The sequence below is a fragment of the Pseudomonas floridensis genome (genome assembly GCF_002087235.1).
In the GTDB taxonomy this organism is placed as follows: domain Bacteria; phylum Pseudomonadota; class Gammaproteobacteria; order Pseudomonadales; family Pseudomonadaceae; genus Aquipseudomonas; species Aquipseudomonas floridensis.
In genome coordinates this window covers 1-15,771 of record NZ_MUIO01000090.1, presented here as the reverse complement: position 1 = coordinate 15,771, position 15,771 = coordinate 1, and the positions used below count along the sequence as shown (strand labels likewise).

Here is a 15,771-nt window from a genome sequence, read left to right as displayed (position 1 = left end):
ACCACGCGGGCGCGTGGTAACGATCAACCTGTCAGACGCTGATCATCACTGCAACCAGGGCGGTGGCGGCTCTTCGGCGGATTTGCTCAGTGGTGCGTCATCGGCGGCGCGGGCGGCCTGACGGCGGGCTTCGTCCAGACGTGCCGCTTCGATTTCACGCAGCACACCACCCACATCGGCTTCGTCCTCCGGCTCGTCGAACTCGCCGGTCAGCACGGTCGCAGGCGACAACGTACCAGCCTCGTAATACGACCACATTTCCTTGGCGTATTTGGTCTTTCTGAGTTCCGGCGCAAAGCGGCCGAAATACAGCGCCATGTTGCCCACGTCACGTTCGAGCATGCTGAACGCGTGGTTGTTGCCCGCCGCATCCACCGCCTGCGGCAGGTCGATGATGACCGGTCCGCTCGGCGCCAGCAGCACGTTGAACTCGGAAAGGTCACCGTGCACCAGACCGGCACACAGCATCAGCACGATCTGCTCGATCAGGAACGCGTGATACTCGCGGGCCTGATCCGGCTCCAGCACCACGTCGTTCAGACGCGGCGCGGCATCGCCGTACTCGTCGGCCACCAGCTCCATCAGCAGCACGCCTTCCAGGAAGTCGTACGGCTTGGGCACTCGCACACCGGCATTGGCCAGACGGAACAGCGCCGCCACTTCGGCGTTCTGCCAGGCGTCCTCGGTTTCTTTGCGACCGAACTTCGAACCCTTGGCCATGGCCCGGGCCTGTCGGCTGTTGCGTACCTTGCGACCTTCCTGATACTCGGCCGCCTGGCGGAAACTGCGTTTGTTTGCCTCCTTGTAAACCTTGGCACACCGCAGCTCTTTGCCGCAGCGCACCACATAAACAGCTGCCTCTTTACCACTCATGAGTGGGCGCAGCACCTCGTCGACCAGACCGTCTTCGATCAGGGGTTCAATGCGTTTAGGAGTTTTCATCAGCTTTTATTGTGGGTCCTTTGTGGCCAGATACGCGTCTGTTGCCGTTATACGGCAATCCTCCCCCAGCGAGTAGGGGCAGTCTGTTTTGAGTTGTACGGTTTTTTGCCGAAAATCCGTGCAACGCCCCGGTTTCAAGCACCTTTCGTGCCGCCTCCTTCGCTAAAGAAAGTGCGTGGTAACACCGCTGCGGCGCGCTATTCATCCGGCTGACTTGAACAGCTCACCCGGCGTGTAACCGAACAAACCCTTGAATGCGGCAATGAATGCAGAGGTCGAGTCATAACCGCAGGCGAGCGCCGCATGGGTCACGCTGTGCCCTTCTTCCAGCGCGCCCAGCGATGACAGCAAACGGGCACGTTGGCGCCAGCCACGAAAGCTCAGGCCGGTTTCGCGCTGAAACAGACGCATCAGGGTTTTCTCCGAAGTGCCCAGCCGCAAGGACCAGTCGCGCAGCGAGATCAATTGATCAGGGGCCTCGATCAGCTCATTGCATAATCCAAGCAGTCGGGCGTGACGTGGCAACGGCAGTGAAAAACCGACCTCGGGCAATTGCGCGAGCTGATCGAGCAGCACATGCACAAGGCGCGATTCCTGGCTGTCGTGCTCGGGATAGGTCGCGGGCAACAGACAGAAGCTCTTGATCAGTTCGCGCGCCAGCGGCGTTACCTCCAGCACCCGGCAACGCGGCGGAGCCCAGTGCGAGTCTTCGCGGCGGATGTACAGGCTACGCATTTCTGCGCGCATGGAGGTCACCACCTCATGCTCCATGCCCGCCGGAATCCACACGCCCCACTGCGGCGGTGCGAAGAAACTGCCCTCTGCGGTGTGTACACCCAGAACGCCACTGATGGCGTAGGAAAACTGCACCCAGTCATGCCGGTGCGATGGTGTCCAGGACCCGGCATCGAGGCTTTCGGCACGTGCGTAGAGCGGACGCGGCAGATCGACCAGCGCGGGAATCTGCCGTTGCCCCTCCAGAGGTCGCCCGTCAATCTGTCCGTTAAGAGGCATGTTATGACCTTATGTCGCAAGACGGCTGTCAGCCGACAGAGTAGCCTGCGCGCATCCTTGTTTACAAAAATTGCCCGAGCGTCCCATGCAATCTCTCAAACATTTCAAGCGTGTCGCCACCGACTGGTTCCTGTGGGGCATGGTGCTGGCGACGGTGCTGGCCTATTTTTTCCCGCGCTTCGGCGCAACGGGCGGCAGCATGCATGCCGAATACGTCATCAATATCGGCGTGTTCGTGGTGTTTTTTCTGCATGGGGTCAACCTCTCCAGCGAGCAGATCAAGAGAGGCCTGAGCAACTGGAGGCTGCATGTGATGATTCAGGCGTTCACCTTCGTGGTGTTTCCGCTGCTCTGGCTGCTGTGCGACAAGCTGCTCGGCTCGCATGTCCCCGCGCTGCTGATGCTGGGTTTCTTCTACCTGTGCGCCCTGCCCTCGACCATTTCCTCGTCCGTGGCACTGACCGGCAGTGCGGGCGGCAACGTACCGGCAGCGATCCTCAATGCCAGCCTGTCCAGCGTGCTGGGCATTTTCATCACGCCGTGGCTGGTCAGCCTCGTGGTTGGCCGCGGGGCGGGCGGGATCGATCTGAGCGACACGCTACTGAACCTGAGCATGCTGTTGTTGCTGCCGTTGGTATTAGGGCAGTTGCTGAGGCCGCTGCTGGGCAAGTTTTTTGCGCGGCACAAGAAGTACACCAACATCATCGACAAGCTGGTGATTCTGTTGCTGGTCTATGCAGCGTTCTGCAACTCGATGATCTCAGGCATGTGGCAGAGCCAGGGCAACAGCGTGATCCTGACCGCCTTCGTCGGCACCGCCCTCTTGCTCGCGGTGATTTTGCTGATGACTACGCGCACGGCGCGCGTGTTGAAGTTCGATCATGCCGACAAGGTCGCGGCAGTGTTCTGCGCCACCAAGAAATCCCTGGCGGCCGGCGCACCCATGGCGGCGTTGATCTTCGGCAGCAATCCGGGGCTGGGCCTGATTCTGTTGCCGATCATGATCTATCACCCGATGCAGTTGATCGTCTGCTCGGTAATTGCCGAGAATTACGCCAGTCGTCACCGCCAGCAACTGTCGGACGCGGCGCTGGAAGAAGCGCGGGCTGCCTGACGGGGCTCACATCAGGCCGTCGTCGTCGAGCGTCACCCGCGCATAGAAGACAATCGCCACAGTCGGAATCAACGCGGAATAGCCCGGCTTCAAGGCCGTGCCGAAACGCGTCAACACACGTTGCACGGGTGCCTGACGAATCGCCGCCAGCAGGCCCTTCAGCGAGCCGGGCTGGCGACCCGCTGGCTCGACGGTCGTCAGTGAACGGCTCTGCGACGCCACACGCTCGACCTCATCGCCTGCCGGCCTGAAGAAGGACGACACGGTCAGGCGCTCAGCCAGCGTATCGATGTGTCGGGCGTACACGTCCCACGGCATGGCCCGGACACTGGCCCGCGGCATTTCCGCCAGCGGATGCGCCGCCGTAAAGGCATGCTGGAAGAACGTCCTGAGCAGCAACTCTTCGACTTCGACCACGGTGGCGCAGTGGTGCAAGGCATCGCCCAGGTCGTATTGCCGGGCGAGCATGCCGAGCACGCGGGTGTACGAGATGCCCCGACGGCGAGCGGCATTGACCACACAGTGACCGGCGACCAGCTGAAATTCGCGAACGAAGGCGTAGGTCCGGTCCTGTTCCGAATCCTTGAGGTCTGTCCAGCGGCTGCTGCGCAGGTGTTTGATCGCCGCCTCCAGCAGATAGTCGGGCGAGCGGGCCAGTACGCTGTGCAGGTACGTGTCCTGCAACACTGGGTCCTCGTTGGTCAGTTGCAACGCGACCTCATCCAGGTCCATGCCTTCGCAGCCGCTGAAACCGGTGGCGATCAGCACTTCCTGCAAGCGTCGCCAATAGTGCTGGTGGCGATAGCGCTGCATGTACACATTGTCGAAGTGCTCCACGGGACCGCGCCCCAGGCTCTTTTCGCCCAGATTGAGCAACAGCACATGGTCTTCGGTGGAGTAAGCGTTGATCAGCCGCCCGGATATCCGGCGTTTGAGCACCTTTGCCTGGTCGGCCGAAATGCGCACGGCCGCCGCCATCAGCAATACATCGCCAATGATCAGACCATGTTCGGGCGGTCGATCCAGCCCTTTTAGCGCGCTCATCAGCAGGCGCCCGCCCAGCGAATGGCCGATCAGGTTGACCCGCTTTACGTCCGGATGATGCTCGAACAGGTAGCGGTCCAGTTGCGCCAGCAGCGCCTTGCCCATGGCTTCGGCGCGAGAGCGGATCTTGGAGAAGTGAAAGGCGCGATCTCCGGCCAGGGCTGCCGCACCAGCCAGCGGATGCATACGGGCGGCGGCCATCAGAAAGCCACGAGAGCGATTGTCCATCTCGGTGAAATGGCTCGACGGCCAGAAGGCCAGAATGTTCACACTCTGGCGCAGGGCCGACGGAATACTGTTGGCCAGCAGCCGCCGGTCGTTGAGGTCGTGCCCCGACGAATAGCCGTGAATGAAGACATTGGCGACGCTGCCCGAAGGTCTGGGCAGCGTCAGAAACTTGAAGTGATTGTCCACGTTGTCCTGTTTCGCCCGAGCGAAGCGCTCCCGTTCAGTTTCTGACGATGAATCGCTTGGCGATGAGCATGATCAGCCGCAGGCAGAACACCACGCCGGTCAGCGAGATGACGACCTTGGCGACCAGAATGAAATAGCCTTCGATCTCCTCGGAAATCAGGCCCATCAACAGGCCCATACCGCCGATCAGCAGACCGATCAGCGCCAGACCTATGTAGGGACGCAGCCAGCGGGATTTAGACCCCTTGTCGAACAGGTAAAGCAAGGCACCCACCAGGATCAGGAGCACCGCCACGCCAATAATGAGTCCCATCCTTCACCTGTCTGCGCTGCGAATGGGTCGATTATGCCGAGGCCCCCGGTCTATTGCCATCGGCATGGCGACAGACGTCTAACGCTCCAGAATCGCGGTCACGCCCTGCCCGCCCGCCGCACAGATGGAGATCAGCCCGCGCCCGCTGCCTGCGGCATCCAGCAGCTTGGCCAGATTGGCGACGATCCGGCCGCCGGTCGCGGCGAACGGGTGACCGGCGGCCAGCGAGCTGCCTTTGACGTTCATCTTGCTGCGGTCGATGGACCCTAATGGCGCATCCAGCCCCAGGCGCATCTTGCAGTAGTCCGCATCTTCCCAGGCCTTGAGCGTGCACAGCACCTGAGCGGCGAAAGCTTCGTGGATCTCGTAGTAATCGAAGTCCTGCAAGGTCAGGCCATTACGCGCCAGCAAGCGAGGCACGGCATACACCGGCGCCATCAGCAGGCCTTCCTCGCCCCTGACGAAATCCACGGCAGCGGCCTCGCCATCGCGCCAGTAAGCCAGCACCGGCAGGCCACGCTCTCTGGCCCATTCCTCACTGGCCAGCAGCACGACCGACGCGCCGTCGGTCAGCGGCGTGGAGTTGCCCGCCGTCAATGTCCCCTTCGCGCTGCGTTCAAAGGCGGGCTTGAGGCTGGCGAGCTTCTCCAGAGTCAGATCGGGGCGCAGGTTGTTATCACGATTGAGCCCCAGATAAGGCGTCATCAGATCGTCCTGCCAGCCCTGTGCATAGGCCGCCGCCATTTTCTGATGGCTTTCCAGCGCCAGTTGGTCCTGCGGCGCACGCTCGATGCCCCAGGTCTGCGCCATCAACTCGCAATGCTGGCCCATCGACAGGCCGGTACGCGGTTCGCCATTGCGTGGCAATTCCGGCTTGAGGTTGTGCGGACGCAACTGCATCAGCGCCTTGAGCTTGTCGCCGGTGCTTCTACTGCGGTTGACCTGCAACAGAATGGCGCGCAGGTCCTCGTTGACCCCGATGGGCGCATCGGACGTGGTGTCCACGCCGCCCGCAATACCGCACTCGATCTGCCCCAAAGCGATCTTGTTGGCCACCAGCAACGCTGCTTCCAGACCAGTGCCGCAGGCCTGTTGGATGTCGTAGGCCGGGGTTTGCGCCGAAAGCCTTGAGCCGAGCACACATTCGCGGGTCAGGTTGAAGTCACGCGAATGCTTGAGCACCGCACCGGCCACCACTTCACCCATGCGCAACCCGTGCAGATTGAAACGCTCGATGAGCCCTTCGAGTGCTGCCGTGAGCATGTCCTGATTGCTGGCCGTGGCATACGGGCCATTGGAGCGGGCGAACGGGATGCGGTTACCGCCTACTATTGCGACCCGGCGAGGCTGCGTCATGGAAAACTCCCTTTGTTCAAACGGATAGATGAACAGCGTAGATGAGCAAGAACAAACCTCGTTCGGCTGTGGTCCATTCCTTTGAACCCCGACTCCAGGAGAGTGTTCCATGCCGTCAGATCGCTATATCGATTTCGCCAACTCCGACGTAGGCCGTCGCCTGGTGAAAGCCGTCGGTCTGCCGACCCCCACACGGCTGGAGCGCTGGCAGGCCGGGCGTTTGCGTCCTATCGAAGGTACGCTGCTGATCAGCGCCGGTCCTCTGGCCGATCGGGTGCGAGTTTTCGCTCACCGACTGACCGACTCGCTGTACAGTTTTGGTAGCGACATGCCCGGTGCGAGTGCCTGGGTCGCCAATCAGAGCCCCGGATTGAAAGCGGTGGTGTTCGACGCCAGCACGCTATTGAGAACCGAACAACTGCGCCAGTTGCGCGATTTCTTCCAGCCGCTATTGCGCAGTCTCGATACCTGCGCGCATGTGGTGATCCTCGCCAGATCGCCGGAAACCCTCGAAGATCCACTGGCCGCCAGCACCCAGCAGGCCATCGAAGGGTTCTGTCGTTCGCTGGGTAAAGAGTTGCGCAACGGCTCGACGGTCAAACTGCTGCAAGTGGATGACGGTGCCGAAGAGCAACTGGAAGGCGCGCTGCGTTTCTTCCTGACGCCCAAGAGCGCGTTCATCTCGGGTCAGCTGCTGCACCTGACCCGCTGTCCTTCGCAGGTCCAGGACTGGAGCCGTCCGCTGGCCGGGCGCAAAGCGCTGGTCACCGGTGCTGCACGAGGCATCGGTGCCTCGATCGCCGAAACCCTGACCCGCGACGGTGCTCAGGTCATTCTGCTGGATGTGCCACAGGCAAGGGCCGATCTGGAGGCCCTGGCCGCACGCCTCGGCGGGCAGGCGCTGGCGCTGGACATCTGCGCTGCGGATGCGCCCGGTCAGTTGCTGGAACACCTGCATGGCGGCATCGACATTCTGGTCCACAACGCCGGCATCACCCGCGACAAGACGCTGGTCAACATGCCGGAAGATTTCTGGGACTCGGTGCTGGCCGTCAACCTCAATGCCCCGCAGGTATTGACCCAGACCCTGCTGGACAACAATGCCCTGAACGATAACGCCCGCGTGGTATTGATGGCCTCGATCAGCGGCATCGCCGGTAATCGCGGGCAGACCAACTACACCACCAGTAAGGCCGGGTTGATCGGTTACGCCCGCGCCATGGCGCCCGGTTTGAAGTCGCGTGGCATCAGCATCAACGCAATTGCGCCGGGCTTCATCGAAACCGCAATGACCGCCCAAATGCCGTTCACTCTGCGTGAGGCCGGTCGACGCATGAGTTCGCTCGGTCAGGGCGGCTCGCCTCAGGACGTCGCCGAAGCCGTGGCGTGGTTCAGCCAGCCAGGCACCGGCTCGGTGACCGGTCAGGTATTGCGTGTCTGCGGTCAAAGCGTGATCGGGGCATAAGACTCTGCATTGAGTTCAAGGAGATGAATGATGACGGCTCACTGGCTCTATCTGGATGCACTGCAACCGTTGCCGAACCTGTTTCTTCAGGCCGCTTTGCGCCGCAAGGTGACCGGTACGCAACTGCCTGATCTGGGCCTGCGCAGTTGGGTGTCGGTGGATGCCGAGAAGCTGGCCGCGTATCGCAAGGCCTGCGGTTTTAAGGACAGCAGCCTGCTGCCTCCGACCTATCCGCACGTGCTGGCCTTTGCGCTGCAGATGCAGTTGATGACGTCCAAAGAGTTTCCGTTCCCGCTGCTGGGTCTGGTGCACATCGCCAACCGCATCGGTATCCACCGCCCGCTCGGCAGCGTGAGCCAATTGTATGTCAGCGTGCAGGCCACCGACCTGCGGCCGCATCCCAAGGGTGCGACGTTCACGCTGGTCACTCAGGTCGAAGACAGTGTCGGCCTGCTTTGGGAAGAAGACAGCACGATGCTGTGCAAAGGCGTCAGGCTGGACGGCGAGATGGATGAGCACATCGAGCCCGCTTACCTGCCCGTCATCGAACACGCCACCTGGCAGGCGCCGTCACACATCGGTCGTGAATATGCGCGGGTTTCGGGTGACTACAACCCTATTCACCTGAGCGCACCGAGCGCCAGGCTGTTCGGCTTTCCGCGTGCCATCGCCCACGGCATGTGGCTCAAGGCCCGGACGCTGGCCGCGCTGGATGATCATCTGCCTGCCTCGAACGTGGACATCACCGTGCAGTTTCAGAAGCCGGTACGTCTGCCCAGCGATGTAACGCTGTTTACCAGCGCGGCGGGCTCCCATGGCCAACTGCGTCTGGACGGCAAGCCTGACCTGGTGCACATGGTGGGCAGTTGGCAGCCTGCGGTGGAATAACCAGCGCGTTACAGGCGGCAAACAGGCTGCGAGCTGAACAAAGCCAAACGCCCGCTTGCCTGTCGGGCGCTTCCGCCTGAAGCTATGCGCTTCAGGAGAGCACCATGAACCTCGACGAATTGACCCAACGCCTGCACCGCATCCGCGACCAGAACGACTGGAAGCAGTTTCACAGCCCAAAAAACCTGGCCATGGCCGCCAGCGTGGAAATGTCTGAACTGGTGGAAATTTTCCAGTGGCTGCGCGAAGACCAGTCCCGCGAACTGCCACCCGAAAAATTGGCTCACGCCGGCCAGGAAGTAGGTGACATCGTCCTCTATCTCCTGCTGTTGTGCAGCGAACTGGGGCTGGACATGGATGAGGTCGTACGCAGCAAGCTGGCTGACAGCGAGCGGAGATTCGCCAAGTGAGCGACCGCCATTTCGATCAGCTGGCGACCCGCTTCGCTGAAAAAATCTACGGCGGTGCCAAAGGTGCGATCCGCCTGGCGGTGCTGCAGGCCGATCTTGAAGAAGCATTGCCTGAGCGCCCGCTTCGTGTGTTGGATGTGGGCGCGGGGCTGGGCCATATGGCGTTGTGGCTTGCCGAACGGGGGCATGACGTGACCCTCGCCGAACCGGCTGAACCTATGCTTGAAGGCGCCCGCCAGCGTTTCGTCGAAGCCGGGCAGACCGCGACCTTCATTCAGGCGCCCTGGCAGCAACTGCCCGAACGGTTGACCGGGACCTATGATCTGGTGATCTGCCATGCCGTGCTGGAATGGCTGGCCGAACCGCACACTATCCTGCCGGTGCTGCGTCGACTGACACGCTCCGATGGCTGGCTGTCACTGGCGTTTTACAACCGTGACGCGCTGATCTATCGCAACCTGCTCAAGGGCCATTTCCGCAAGATGCGCAGCAACGACATGGCCGGTGAAAAGCAGAGCCTGACCCCGCAGCAGCCGCTTGACCCTCGGGAACTGGCGACGCAACTTGAAGCACAGTGGCGAGTCGAAACCTGTAGCGGCGTGCGTGTGTTCCATGACTACATGCCGGTCGAGTTCCAGGCCCGGGCCGGGCTGACCGATCTGCTTGAAATGGAACTGGCGCACCGACGTCATCCGGCGTTTGCAGGCCTGGGTCGTTACCTGCACTGGATTTGCCGTCCAGCCTGACATTCTGCGGAGATCCTCATGAAAAACCGCCTCGCTTTGATCGTCCTGTTCCTGGCCACCAGCGCCTGCCAGAGCGACAACCCGTATGTCGCCAGCTCCCTGCCCCTGCCGCCTGCGCCATCGCAGGCCGCGCAGACGCTGGACCTGAGCGCCTACCCCGCGCCGCCGCGGGATTACGGACGCTATCGCAGTTGGGCGTGGCTCAATGGTCAGCTACCGCCCGGCACCGCCTGGATGGATTCGGCACAGGTCGCCGAAGCGGTGAGCAACGGCCTGGATCAGCGCGGCCTGAGACCTGCGCGCAGCACGCCAGCGGACGTTTACGTCAGCGCCGCGACGCGCCAGGAAACCCGGCTGCGGCAAGTGCGTGAGGATTACGATCCCTATTATGGTGGAGGCCTGGGCTATGGCGGTTATGACGGGTATCGGCGCGGCTACGGCGGCGGTTACGCGACCGTGCCTGTGGTGCGCACCTACCAGGAAAGCGTGATGGTGGTGCACATCAGCCTGTTCGATGCCCGTAGCGGCCAGCCAATCTGGAGCACCAGTGCCGATGCGCGCGTTGGCAACGATCAGTCAGATCGCAACAAAGCGTTACGTCAGGCCGTGCAACAGGCCCTGACGGCTTATCCTCCCCGGTAATTCTTTTGGAGAACTGCCATGTTTCGCCGTCTTGCCCTGTTGTGGTGTCTGCTACTGATCACCGCGTGTCAAACCAGTCAGGTCAATCGTGACTTCGACGCCCAACGCGATTTCGGCGGTTATCGCAGTTGGAGCTGGAAAGAACCCGGCGTGCAGTATCAGCCGGACGACCCACGTCTCAAGAGCGATCTGACCGAACAACGTATCCGTCAGTCGATCACTGATCAGCTGGACCAACGCGGCCTGCGCAAAGCTCCCGCCGACGGACGCGCCGATTTGTATGTTCAAGCCTGGCTGGTGGTCGAGAATCGCCAGCAACTGGTCAGCACTAACTACGGGGGTGGCTGGGGTCCGTGGGGCGGCTATGGCTACTGGGGCGCACCGATGAGCACCGAAACCCGCAGTGTTGATTACAAGGTATCGACCCTGCAGATCGACCTGTTCGACAGCAAGGATGGCAAGCTGGTATGGCGCGGCAGCACCGAGCGCATTCTCAGCGATAACGCCGGGAATCCGACTGACCGGGAAACCGCCGTACGCGCCACTGTGGCGAAAATCCTGGAGCAATACCCGCCACGATAGTGTTTCGAACGTCAGGCGAAAAGCGCAGAACTCACCGGGCAAATGATGCGTTTACGCCAGCACGCTTCCAAGGCGTTGACTACACTCCCACGCAACGGGTGAGTGAGCGACGGCCATGCCGAAGGAGTGCTGATGTCTCCCCTGAATCGTTACGCTGCGATGCAGGATCGGCAACGCGGCGCAATTGGCCTGATGGCGGCGTTGACGCTGTTGCTGGCCCTGCTGTGCACGCTGTTGGTCATCGACAGCGGCAGGCTGTATCTGGAAAAACGTTCCCTGCAACGGGTTGCCGACGTCGCCGCGCTGGAAGCCGCCGGCCGCAAGGGCACCTGTGCGGCTGGCGCGAGCGCCGCCAACTTTGCCAACCAGAGTGCACTGCGTAACGGTTTCACACCCGGCAGCGATGGCCGTACGCTGGTGGCCAGTTGCGGGACCCTGTCAGTGAATGCCCAGAGCCGCCGGGTTTTCACTGCAGACGCCACACAGTCGCAAGCCATCCAGGTGGTGGTCACGCATCCTGTCCAGCGAAGCATTGCTGCCGGCATCGCAGCCTTGCTCGACAGTACACCCGCCTCGCCCACCATTCAGCTCAGCGCCACCGCCGTTGCGGCCAGCACGCCGCCGGTCGCGGCACTGACCATTCGCAGTGCGGCAGTTACGGTCGACAGTGCCAGGGCCGCGATTCTCAATCCAATCGTGGGCAGCATGCTGGGCGGGACACTGAATCTGGGCGTCGCCAACTGGCAAGGCCTGGCCAACACCGACCTGAGCCTGCTCAACTACCTGAACCGACTCAAGCTGGACCTGAACCTGACCGCCGTGGGCTACACGCAGGTGCTCAACACCACGGTGTCGGTCAGTCAGCTGATCCAGAGCGCCATCAACGTGCTGGACCCCAGCGGCACATTGAACGCCACGGCCACGATCGCCGGCCTGCAGGCGGTCAAGACCGCCGCCGGGGCGACCACGGTGTTGCTGGGGGATCTGCTGGCCGTGCAGGGCAGCACCGACATTGCCGCATTGAACACCAGTCTGCGGCTGCTGGACCTGGTCCAGGGTCTGGCGCAACTGGCCAACGACAAAAACGGCATTTCGGCAGCCACACAAATCAACGTCGGCAATCTGGCCCAGGTCACTACCCGCATTCAGGTCATCGAACCGCCACAACTGTCGGCGATAGGTGATCCCGGCAAGATCGATCCGCTCAACCCCAAGACTGGCGCCAACCGGATTTACGTGCGCACTGCGCAGATGCGCGCGCTGGTGTCGATCAACCTGCCGGTGCTGGGCACGATCACTTCGCTGGCCAATACCGCCGGTTCGGTGGTGGGCAGCCTGACTCCGCTTCTGAACAGCGCCCTGAGCCTGAACCTCGCGGGCGTGGTGACGTCAGCCACCTGTGCGCTGGGCCTTAACAGTTGCATGGTGTCAGACTTCAAATTTCTGACCTCCAGCGCCTCTTCCAGCGCAGGTCCGAGGATCGATCTGAGCCTGACGCTGGCCAGCGCCGACAGCTACGTGAGCGCTTATACCTGCACCAGCAACACCAACAAGACGCTGACCGTTCGCACCGACGCCACGTTACTCAGCGCCAAGCTGGGACTGATCGACACGGCGGCGGCCTTTCCGGCCAGCACCGACCCCGCCGCAATCATCGCAATGCCATTGCCGGTGCTGGACATCGGCACCATGACTTGCCAGAAAATCCTTGGGCTGCTGGGCAACTGCACGACAAGGGTGCCGTTCGGCGGCGGCGGGATCGGCTTGAGTTTCGACCCGGTCAATCAGTCACCGCTGGGCACCTCCACCGTGGTCACCACCACCTTCAGTTCGCCCAACCTGCCGGAAATCAGCAACTCACCGTACTTCATCACCGGAGTGAACTCGGTCAAGCCCAGCAGCGTGCTCGATGGTGTCGTTTCAGGCGTGAAAGTCGATGTCTACAAACCGTCGAGCAGCACGGTGCTGGGTAACGTCATCATGGGTGCCGCCTCACTGCTGAGCAGCCTGACCAGTGCGCTGGACGGCATCGTCGAGAGTACGCTCAAGCCCTTGCTGACCTCGGTGGTGGACCCATTGCTCGCCTCGCTTGGCGTCACGCTGGCCCCCGCCGACGTGGGCGCCAACCTGAGTTGCAACTTCGGCCAGGCCAGCCTGGTGATCTAGCTGGCGTTGAAGATCGGCAGTTCGATGCGGAACCGGGCGCCCTCGCCCACGTTGCTGACGGTCAACTGGCCGCCCATCTGATCGACGATGCCGTAACTGACCGACAACCCCAGTCCGGTGCCGACGCCCACCGGTTTGGTGGTGAAGAACGGCTCGAAGATCCGCTCCAGCAAACGTGGGTCGATCCCGCCGCCGTTGTCCTGCACGGCAAGCCGGATGATGTTTTCGTCCCGCTCGATCTCGACGCTGATCCACGGCTCGAAATCGCGATCCTTTTCCCGCCTCGACAACAGTGCGTCGCGGGCGTTGACCATCAGGTTGATCAGCACCTGCTCCAACTGATCGACATGCCCGCGCACTTGCACGGGTTCGCCCATTTCGCCGATGCGCAACTGCACGCCCTTGCCTTTCATGCTCTCGGCCAGCATCGACACTGTGCCTTCCACGGCCTGAGCCGGGGTAAACAGTTGTTCTTCGATTTCCGAGCGGCGACCGAAGACCCGCATGTGGTCGACGACTCGCGCCGCACGCTGCACTTGAGAGTCGATGCGATTGAGCTTTTCGGTGAGGTACTCGATGTCGACATCGCCTCTGCCCAATCGCTTGAGCACATTGACCACCGCCATGCGCATCACGTTGAGCGGCTGGTTGATCTCGTGGGCGAGCCCGGTGGCCATTTCGCCGAGGGTCGCCATCTTGGCACTCTGATTCAACTGCATCCGCGAGCGACGCACGTCGGTGTTGTCGCGCCCCACCGCCTGAATCTCGATCAACTTGCCCTGCTCATCGAACACACCGCGATCGGCCCACACCCACCAGGCGTATTCACGGCCGGGCAGCTCGATGCAGATTTCTGCGGTACTCATCGGTTCTTCAGGCGTCAACTGGCTGATGCGGCGGACGAAGGCCTCACGCTGCTCATCGGAAAGCCAGTCGCCCAGATTGATACCGGTCAGTTGCTCCGGCGTGCATTCCATGTAGCTGGCCAAGGGTTTGTTGCCGAAACTGAGCACCAGATCCGGCGTGTAGCGGCAGATCATCGCGGGCGAGTCCTCGACCAGAATCCGGTAGCGCTCCTCGCTCTTGCGCACCTGCTCGGCGGCGAGCGTGGCATCCGTGACATCCAGCCACAAACCGACCGCCTCCACCGGCATGCCGAGGTCGTCACGCAGCAGACGGGCTTCGTCGAGCAGCCAGTGATAGCTTCCTTCCCTGTCGCGCAGGCGATAACGACGACTGACGAACCCTTCGCGCAGCAACTGCCGGTTGCGTTCAAACCAGATGTCGCGGTCTTCAGGATGAATGTATTCGGCGAGTTGACCCTCGACGCAGTCGGCCAGCGTCCAGCCCAGCAACGGCGTGAGGCTGTCGCTGAAGAAGGTCGGTTCCAGATTGCCGTGGTCGTAGCGCTGCACATAGATCACCGCGGGCGAACTGGCGATCAGGTTATCCAGCCGCGCATGAGCCGCCGCCGCATCGGTTTCCTGATTCTTGATGTCGCTGACATCCAGCATGAACCCCAGCACGCGTTGCACCTGGCCGCTGATCAACGCCTGGCCCTGGATCCGGAACCAGATCGTTTCCTGAGCCGGATCGGTCTGCGCCAGCCGGACGCAGAGCAGCATGGCGGTGCCCTTGTCGCGTAACTGGGTCAGGCGGCTGGTCAGTTCCTGACGGTCGGCGGGATGGATCAGTGCCAGCCAGTCCTGACGCGGCAGGCTCTCGACCCGGTCACCCAGACGCAGACTGCGCGCCAGCTGAGGGGCCAGCAGAATCTCGTCGTTGCCGGGCAACAATTCCCACCAACCAGTGCCGAGCAGGTCCTGAAGCACGGCCAGACGCTCGACGTGATGACGGTTATGCTGCTCGGACAGTCGGAACAGCACCGGACCGGCCAGCGCCGAGCACAGGTTCAGCCATTCACGCTCACCCAGATCCGGTGCCTGCTCACGGGCATCGTAAAAACCGAACAGCAGCCAGGCCTTGGCCACGCTGTCGCGGCTATGGGGCATGAGAAACCCATCGGCATTGCCGAAGGCGCTTTGCAGCGCACTGGAATGCGCGCCGCCCATGTCGAACGACAGCTGGTGCGTGACGTTGGCGTCGAGTGAGTCGAGCGCCATGCCCAGACGCTGACCGGCCTGCCACAGCTCCGGCGCGGTGTGCGCGTTGTAATGGCAATAAACCCGCCACCCAACGCCACTGGCCTCGGGCAGCACCAGCGCGACACAGGGGATGTGCCAAAGCTGCGCCAGTTCCTCGAGCTGCTCGGTCACCACCGACTTGAGCCGGTCCACATGGCACACCCGCACCCGCTCGGCCATTTGCCCGGCGAAGCGCAGACACTGTTGGCGGCTACGCGCCGCACTGGCCTCTTCCATCAGATCGCTGATGTCCAGCAACTGGAGGAGCCAGTCCTTGCCATGCGCCTGTACCCAGCCGCGCGCGTGCAGCGTGTGGGCATCGGCACTTTTGAAGTCGAGGTCGAGCATGTGCCCCAGCCAGTCCTGCGGGACGCCTTCGATCACCAGCGCGCTGTTGGGCAGCAGCAGGCTCATCAAACGTTGCGACGCTGCCGAGGCTGCGGCGATGCCCAGTCGTGAGCCCAGATGGGGGCTGATGCTCTGCACGCGTCCTTCAGGCAACGACGGGAGATGCCTCGGCACGCCCCAGCC

The 15,771-nt window shown here is 62.2% G+C and carries 14 protein-coding genes; 8 read left to right on the top strand and 6 right to left on the bottom strand.

What is annotated here, in order from left to right; all coding sequences use genetic code 11:
* Nucleotides 1-45: 45 nt before the first annotated feature.
* Both BZK31_RS21280 and BZK31_RS21275 read right to left on the bottom strand, forming a co-directional pair.
* A complete protein-coding gene (locus tag BZK31_RS21280) occupies nt 46-942 on the bottom strand; it encodes a PA4780 family RIO1-like protein kinase (protein ID WP_083185165.1) in 897 nt (298 codons plus the stop codon).
* A gap of 201 nt (nt 943-1,143) precedes the next feature.
* On the bottom strand, nt 1,144-1,956 hold the full coding sequence (locus BZK31_RS21275) for an AraC family transcriptional regulator (RefSeq protein ID WP_083185163.1): 813 nt from the start codon (nt 1,954-1,956) through the stop codon (nt 1,144-1,146).
* An 85-nt stretch (nt 1,957-2,041) separates the two neighbouring features.
* On the opposite strand from BZK31_RS21275, the gene BZK31_RS21270 reads away from it, so the two are divergent.
* Nucleotides 2,042-3,070, top strand: coding sequence for a bile acid:sodium symporter family protein (locus BZK31_RS21270; RefSeq protein WP_083185161.1), 1,029 nt, complete (start codon nt 2,042-2,044; stop codon nt 3,068-3,070).
* Nucleotides 3,071-3,076: 6 nt separating this feature from the next.
* Here the strand turns inward: BZK31_RS21270 and BZK31_RS21265 are convergent, their stop codons facing one another.
* The 3 genes from BZK31_RS21265 to BZK31_RS21255 form a co-directional block, all read right to left on the bottom strand.
* On the bottom strand, nt 3,077-4,528 hold the full coding sequence (locus BZK31_RS21265; RefSeq protein ID WP_083185159.1) for a DUF726 domain-containing protein: 1,452 nt from the start codon (nt 4,526-4,528) through the stop codon (nt 3,077-3,079).
* A 34-nt stretch (nt 4,529-4,562) separates the two neighbouring features.
* Nucleotides 4,563-4,841: a hypothetical protein gene (locus BZK31_RS21260; protein ID WP_083185157.1), complete on the bottom strand. Its 279-nt coding sequence runs from the start codon at nt 4,839-4,841 to the stop codon at nt 4,563-4,565.
* A gap of 78 nt (nt 4,842-4,919) precedes the next feature.
* A complete protein-coding gene (locus BZK31_RS21255) occupies nt 4,920-6,197 on the bottom strand; it encodes an acetyl-CoA C-acetyltransferase (RefSeq protein ID WP_083185155.1) in 1,278 nt (425 codons plus the stop codon).
* A 109-nt stretch (nt 6,198-6,306) separates the two neighbouring features.
* On the opposite strand from BZK31_RS21255, the gene BZK31_RS21250 reads away from it, so the two are divergent.
* The 7 genes from BZK31_RS21250 to BZK31_RS21220 all read left to right on the top strand — a co-directional run bounded on the left by BZK31_RS21250 (nt 6,307) and on the right by BZK31_RS21220 (nt 13,096).
* The gene (locus BZK31_RS21250; protein WP_083185153.1) at nt 6,307-7,662 is read left to right on the top strand and encodes a 3-oxoacyl-ACP reductase; all 1,356 of its coding nucleotides are present in this window, start codon (nt 6,307-6,309) and stop codon (nt 7,660-7,662) included.
* 30 nt (nt 7,663-7,692) lie between these two features.
* Nucleotides 7,693-8,550, top strand: a complete 858-nt coding sequence (locus BZK31_RS21245) for a MaoC/PaaZ C-terminal domain-containing protein (protein WP_083185152.1) — start codon at nt 7,693-7,695, stop codon at nt 8,548-8,550.
* A gap of 104 nt (nt 8,551-8,654) precedes the next feature.
* Nucleotides 8,655-8,960 (top strand): MazG-like family protein, encoded by a 306-nt coding sequence (locus BZK31_RS21240; RefSeq protein WP_083185151.1) that lies wholly within the window; start codon nt 8,655-8,657, stop codon nt 8,958-8,960.
* Nucleotides 8,957-9,706, top strand: coding sequence for a methyltransferase domain-containing protein (locus tag BZK31_RS21235; protein ID WP_083185150.1), 750 nt, complete (start codon nt 8,957-8,959; stop codon nt 9,704-9,706). Before BZK31_RS21240 ends, BZK31_RS21235 begins: the two co-directional genes overlap by 4 nt.
* 18 nt (nt 9,707-9,724) lie before the next feature.
* Entirely contained in the window at nt 9,725-10,348 is a 624-nt protein-coding gene (locus BZK31_RS21230; RefSeq protein WP_083185148.1) for a DUF4136 domain-containing protein, read from the top strand.
* 18 nt (nt 10,349-10,366) lie between these two features.
* Nucleotides 10,367-10,930 (top strand): DUF4136 domain-containing protein, encoded by a 564-nt coding sequence (locus BZK31_RS21225; RefSeq protein ID WP_083185147.1) that lies wholly within the window; start codon nt 10,367-10,369, stop codon nt 10,928-10,930.
* A 132-nt stretch (nt 10,931-11,062) separates the two neighbouring features.
* Nucleotides 11,063-13,096 carry a pilus assembly protein TadG-related protein gene (locus BZK31_RS21220; RefSeq protein WP_083185145.1) on the top strand — a complete coding sequence of 678 codons (2,034 nt, stop codon included), beginning with the start codon at nt 11,063-11,065 and terminating at the stop codon, nt 13,094-13,096.
* Here the strand turns inward: BZK31_RS21220 and BZK31_RS21215 are convergent.
* A partial coding sequence (locus BZK31_RS21215) for a PAS domain-containing sensor histidine kinase (RefSeq protein WP_341865301.1) occupies nt 13,093-15,771 on the bottom strand: 2,679 nt, incomplete at its 5' end. The two genes, BZK31_RS21220 and BZK31_RS21215, sit on opposite strands and share 4 nt — an antisense overlap.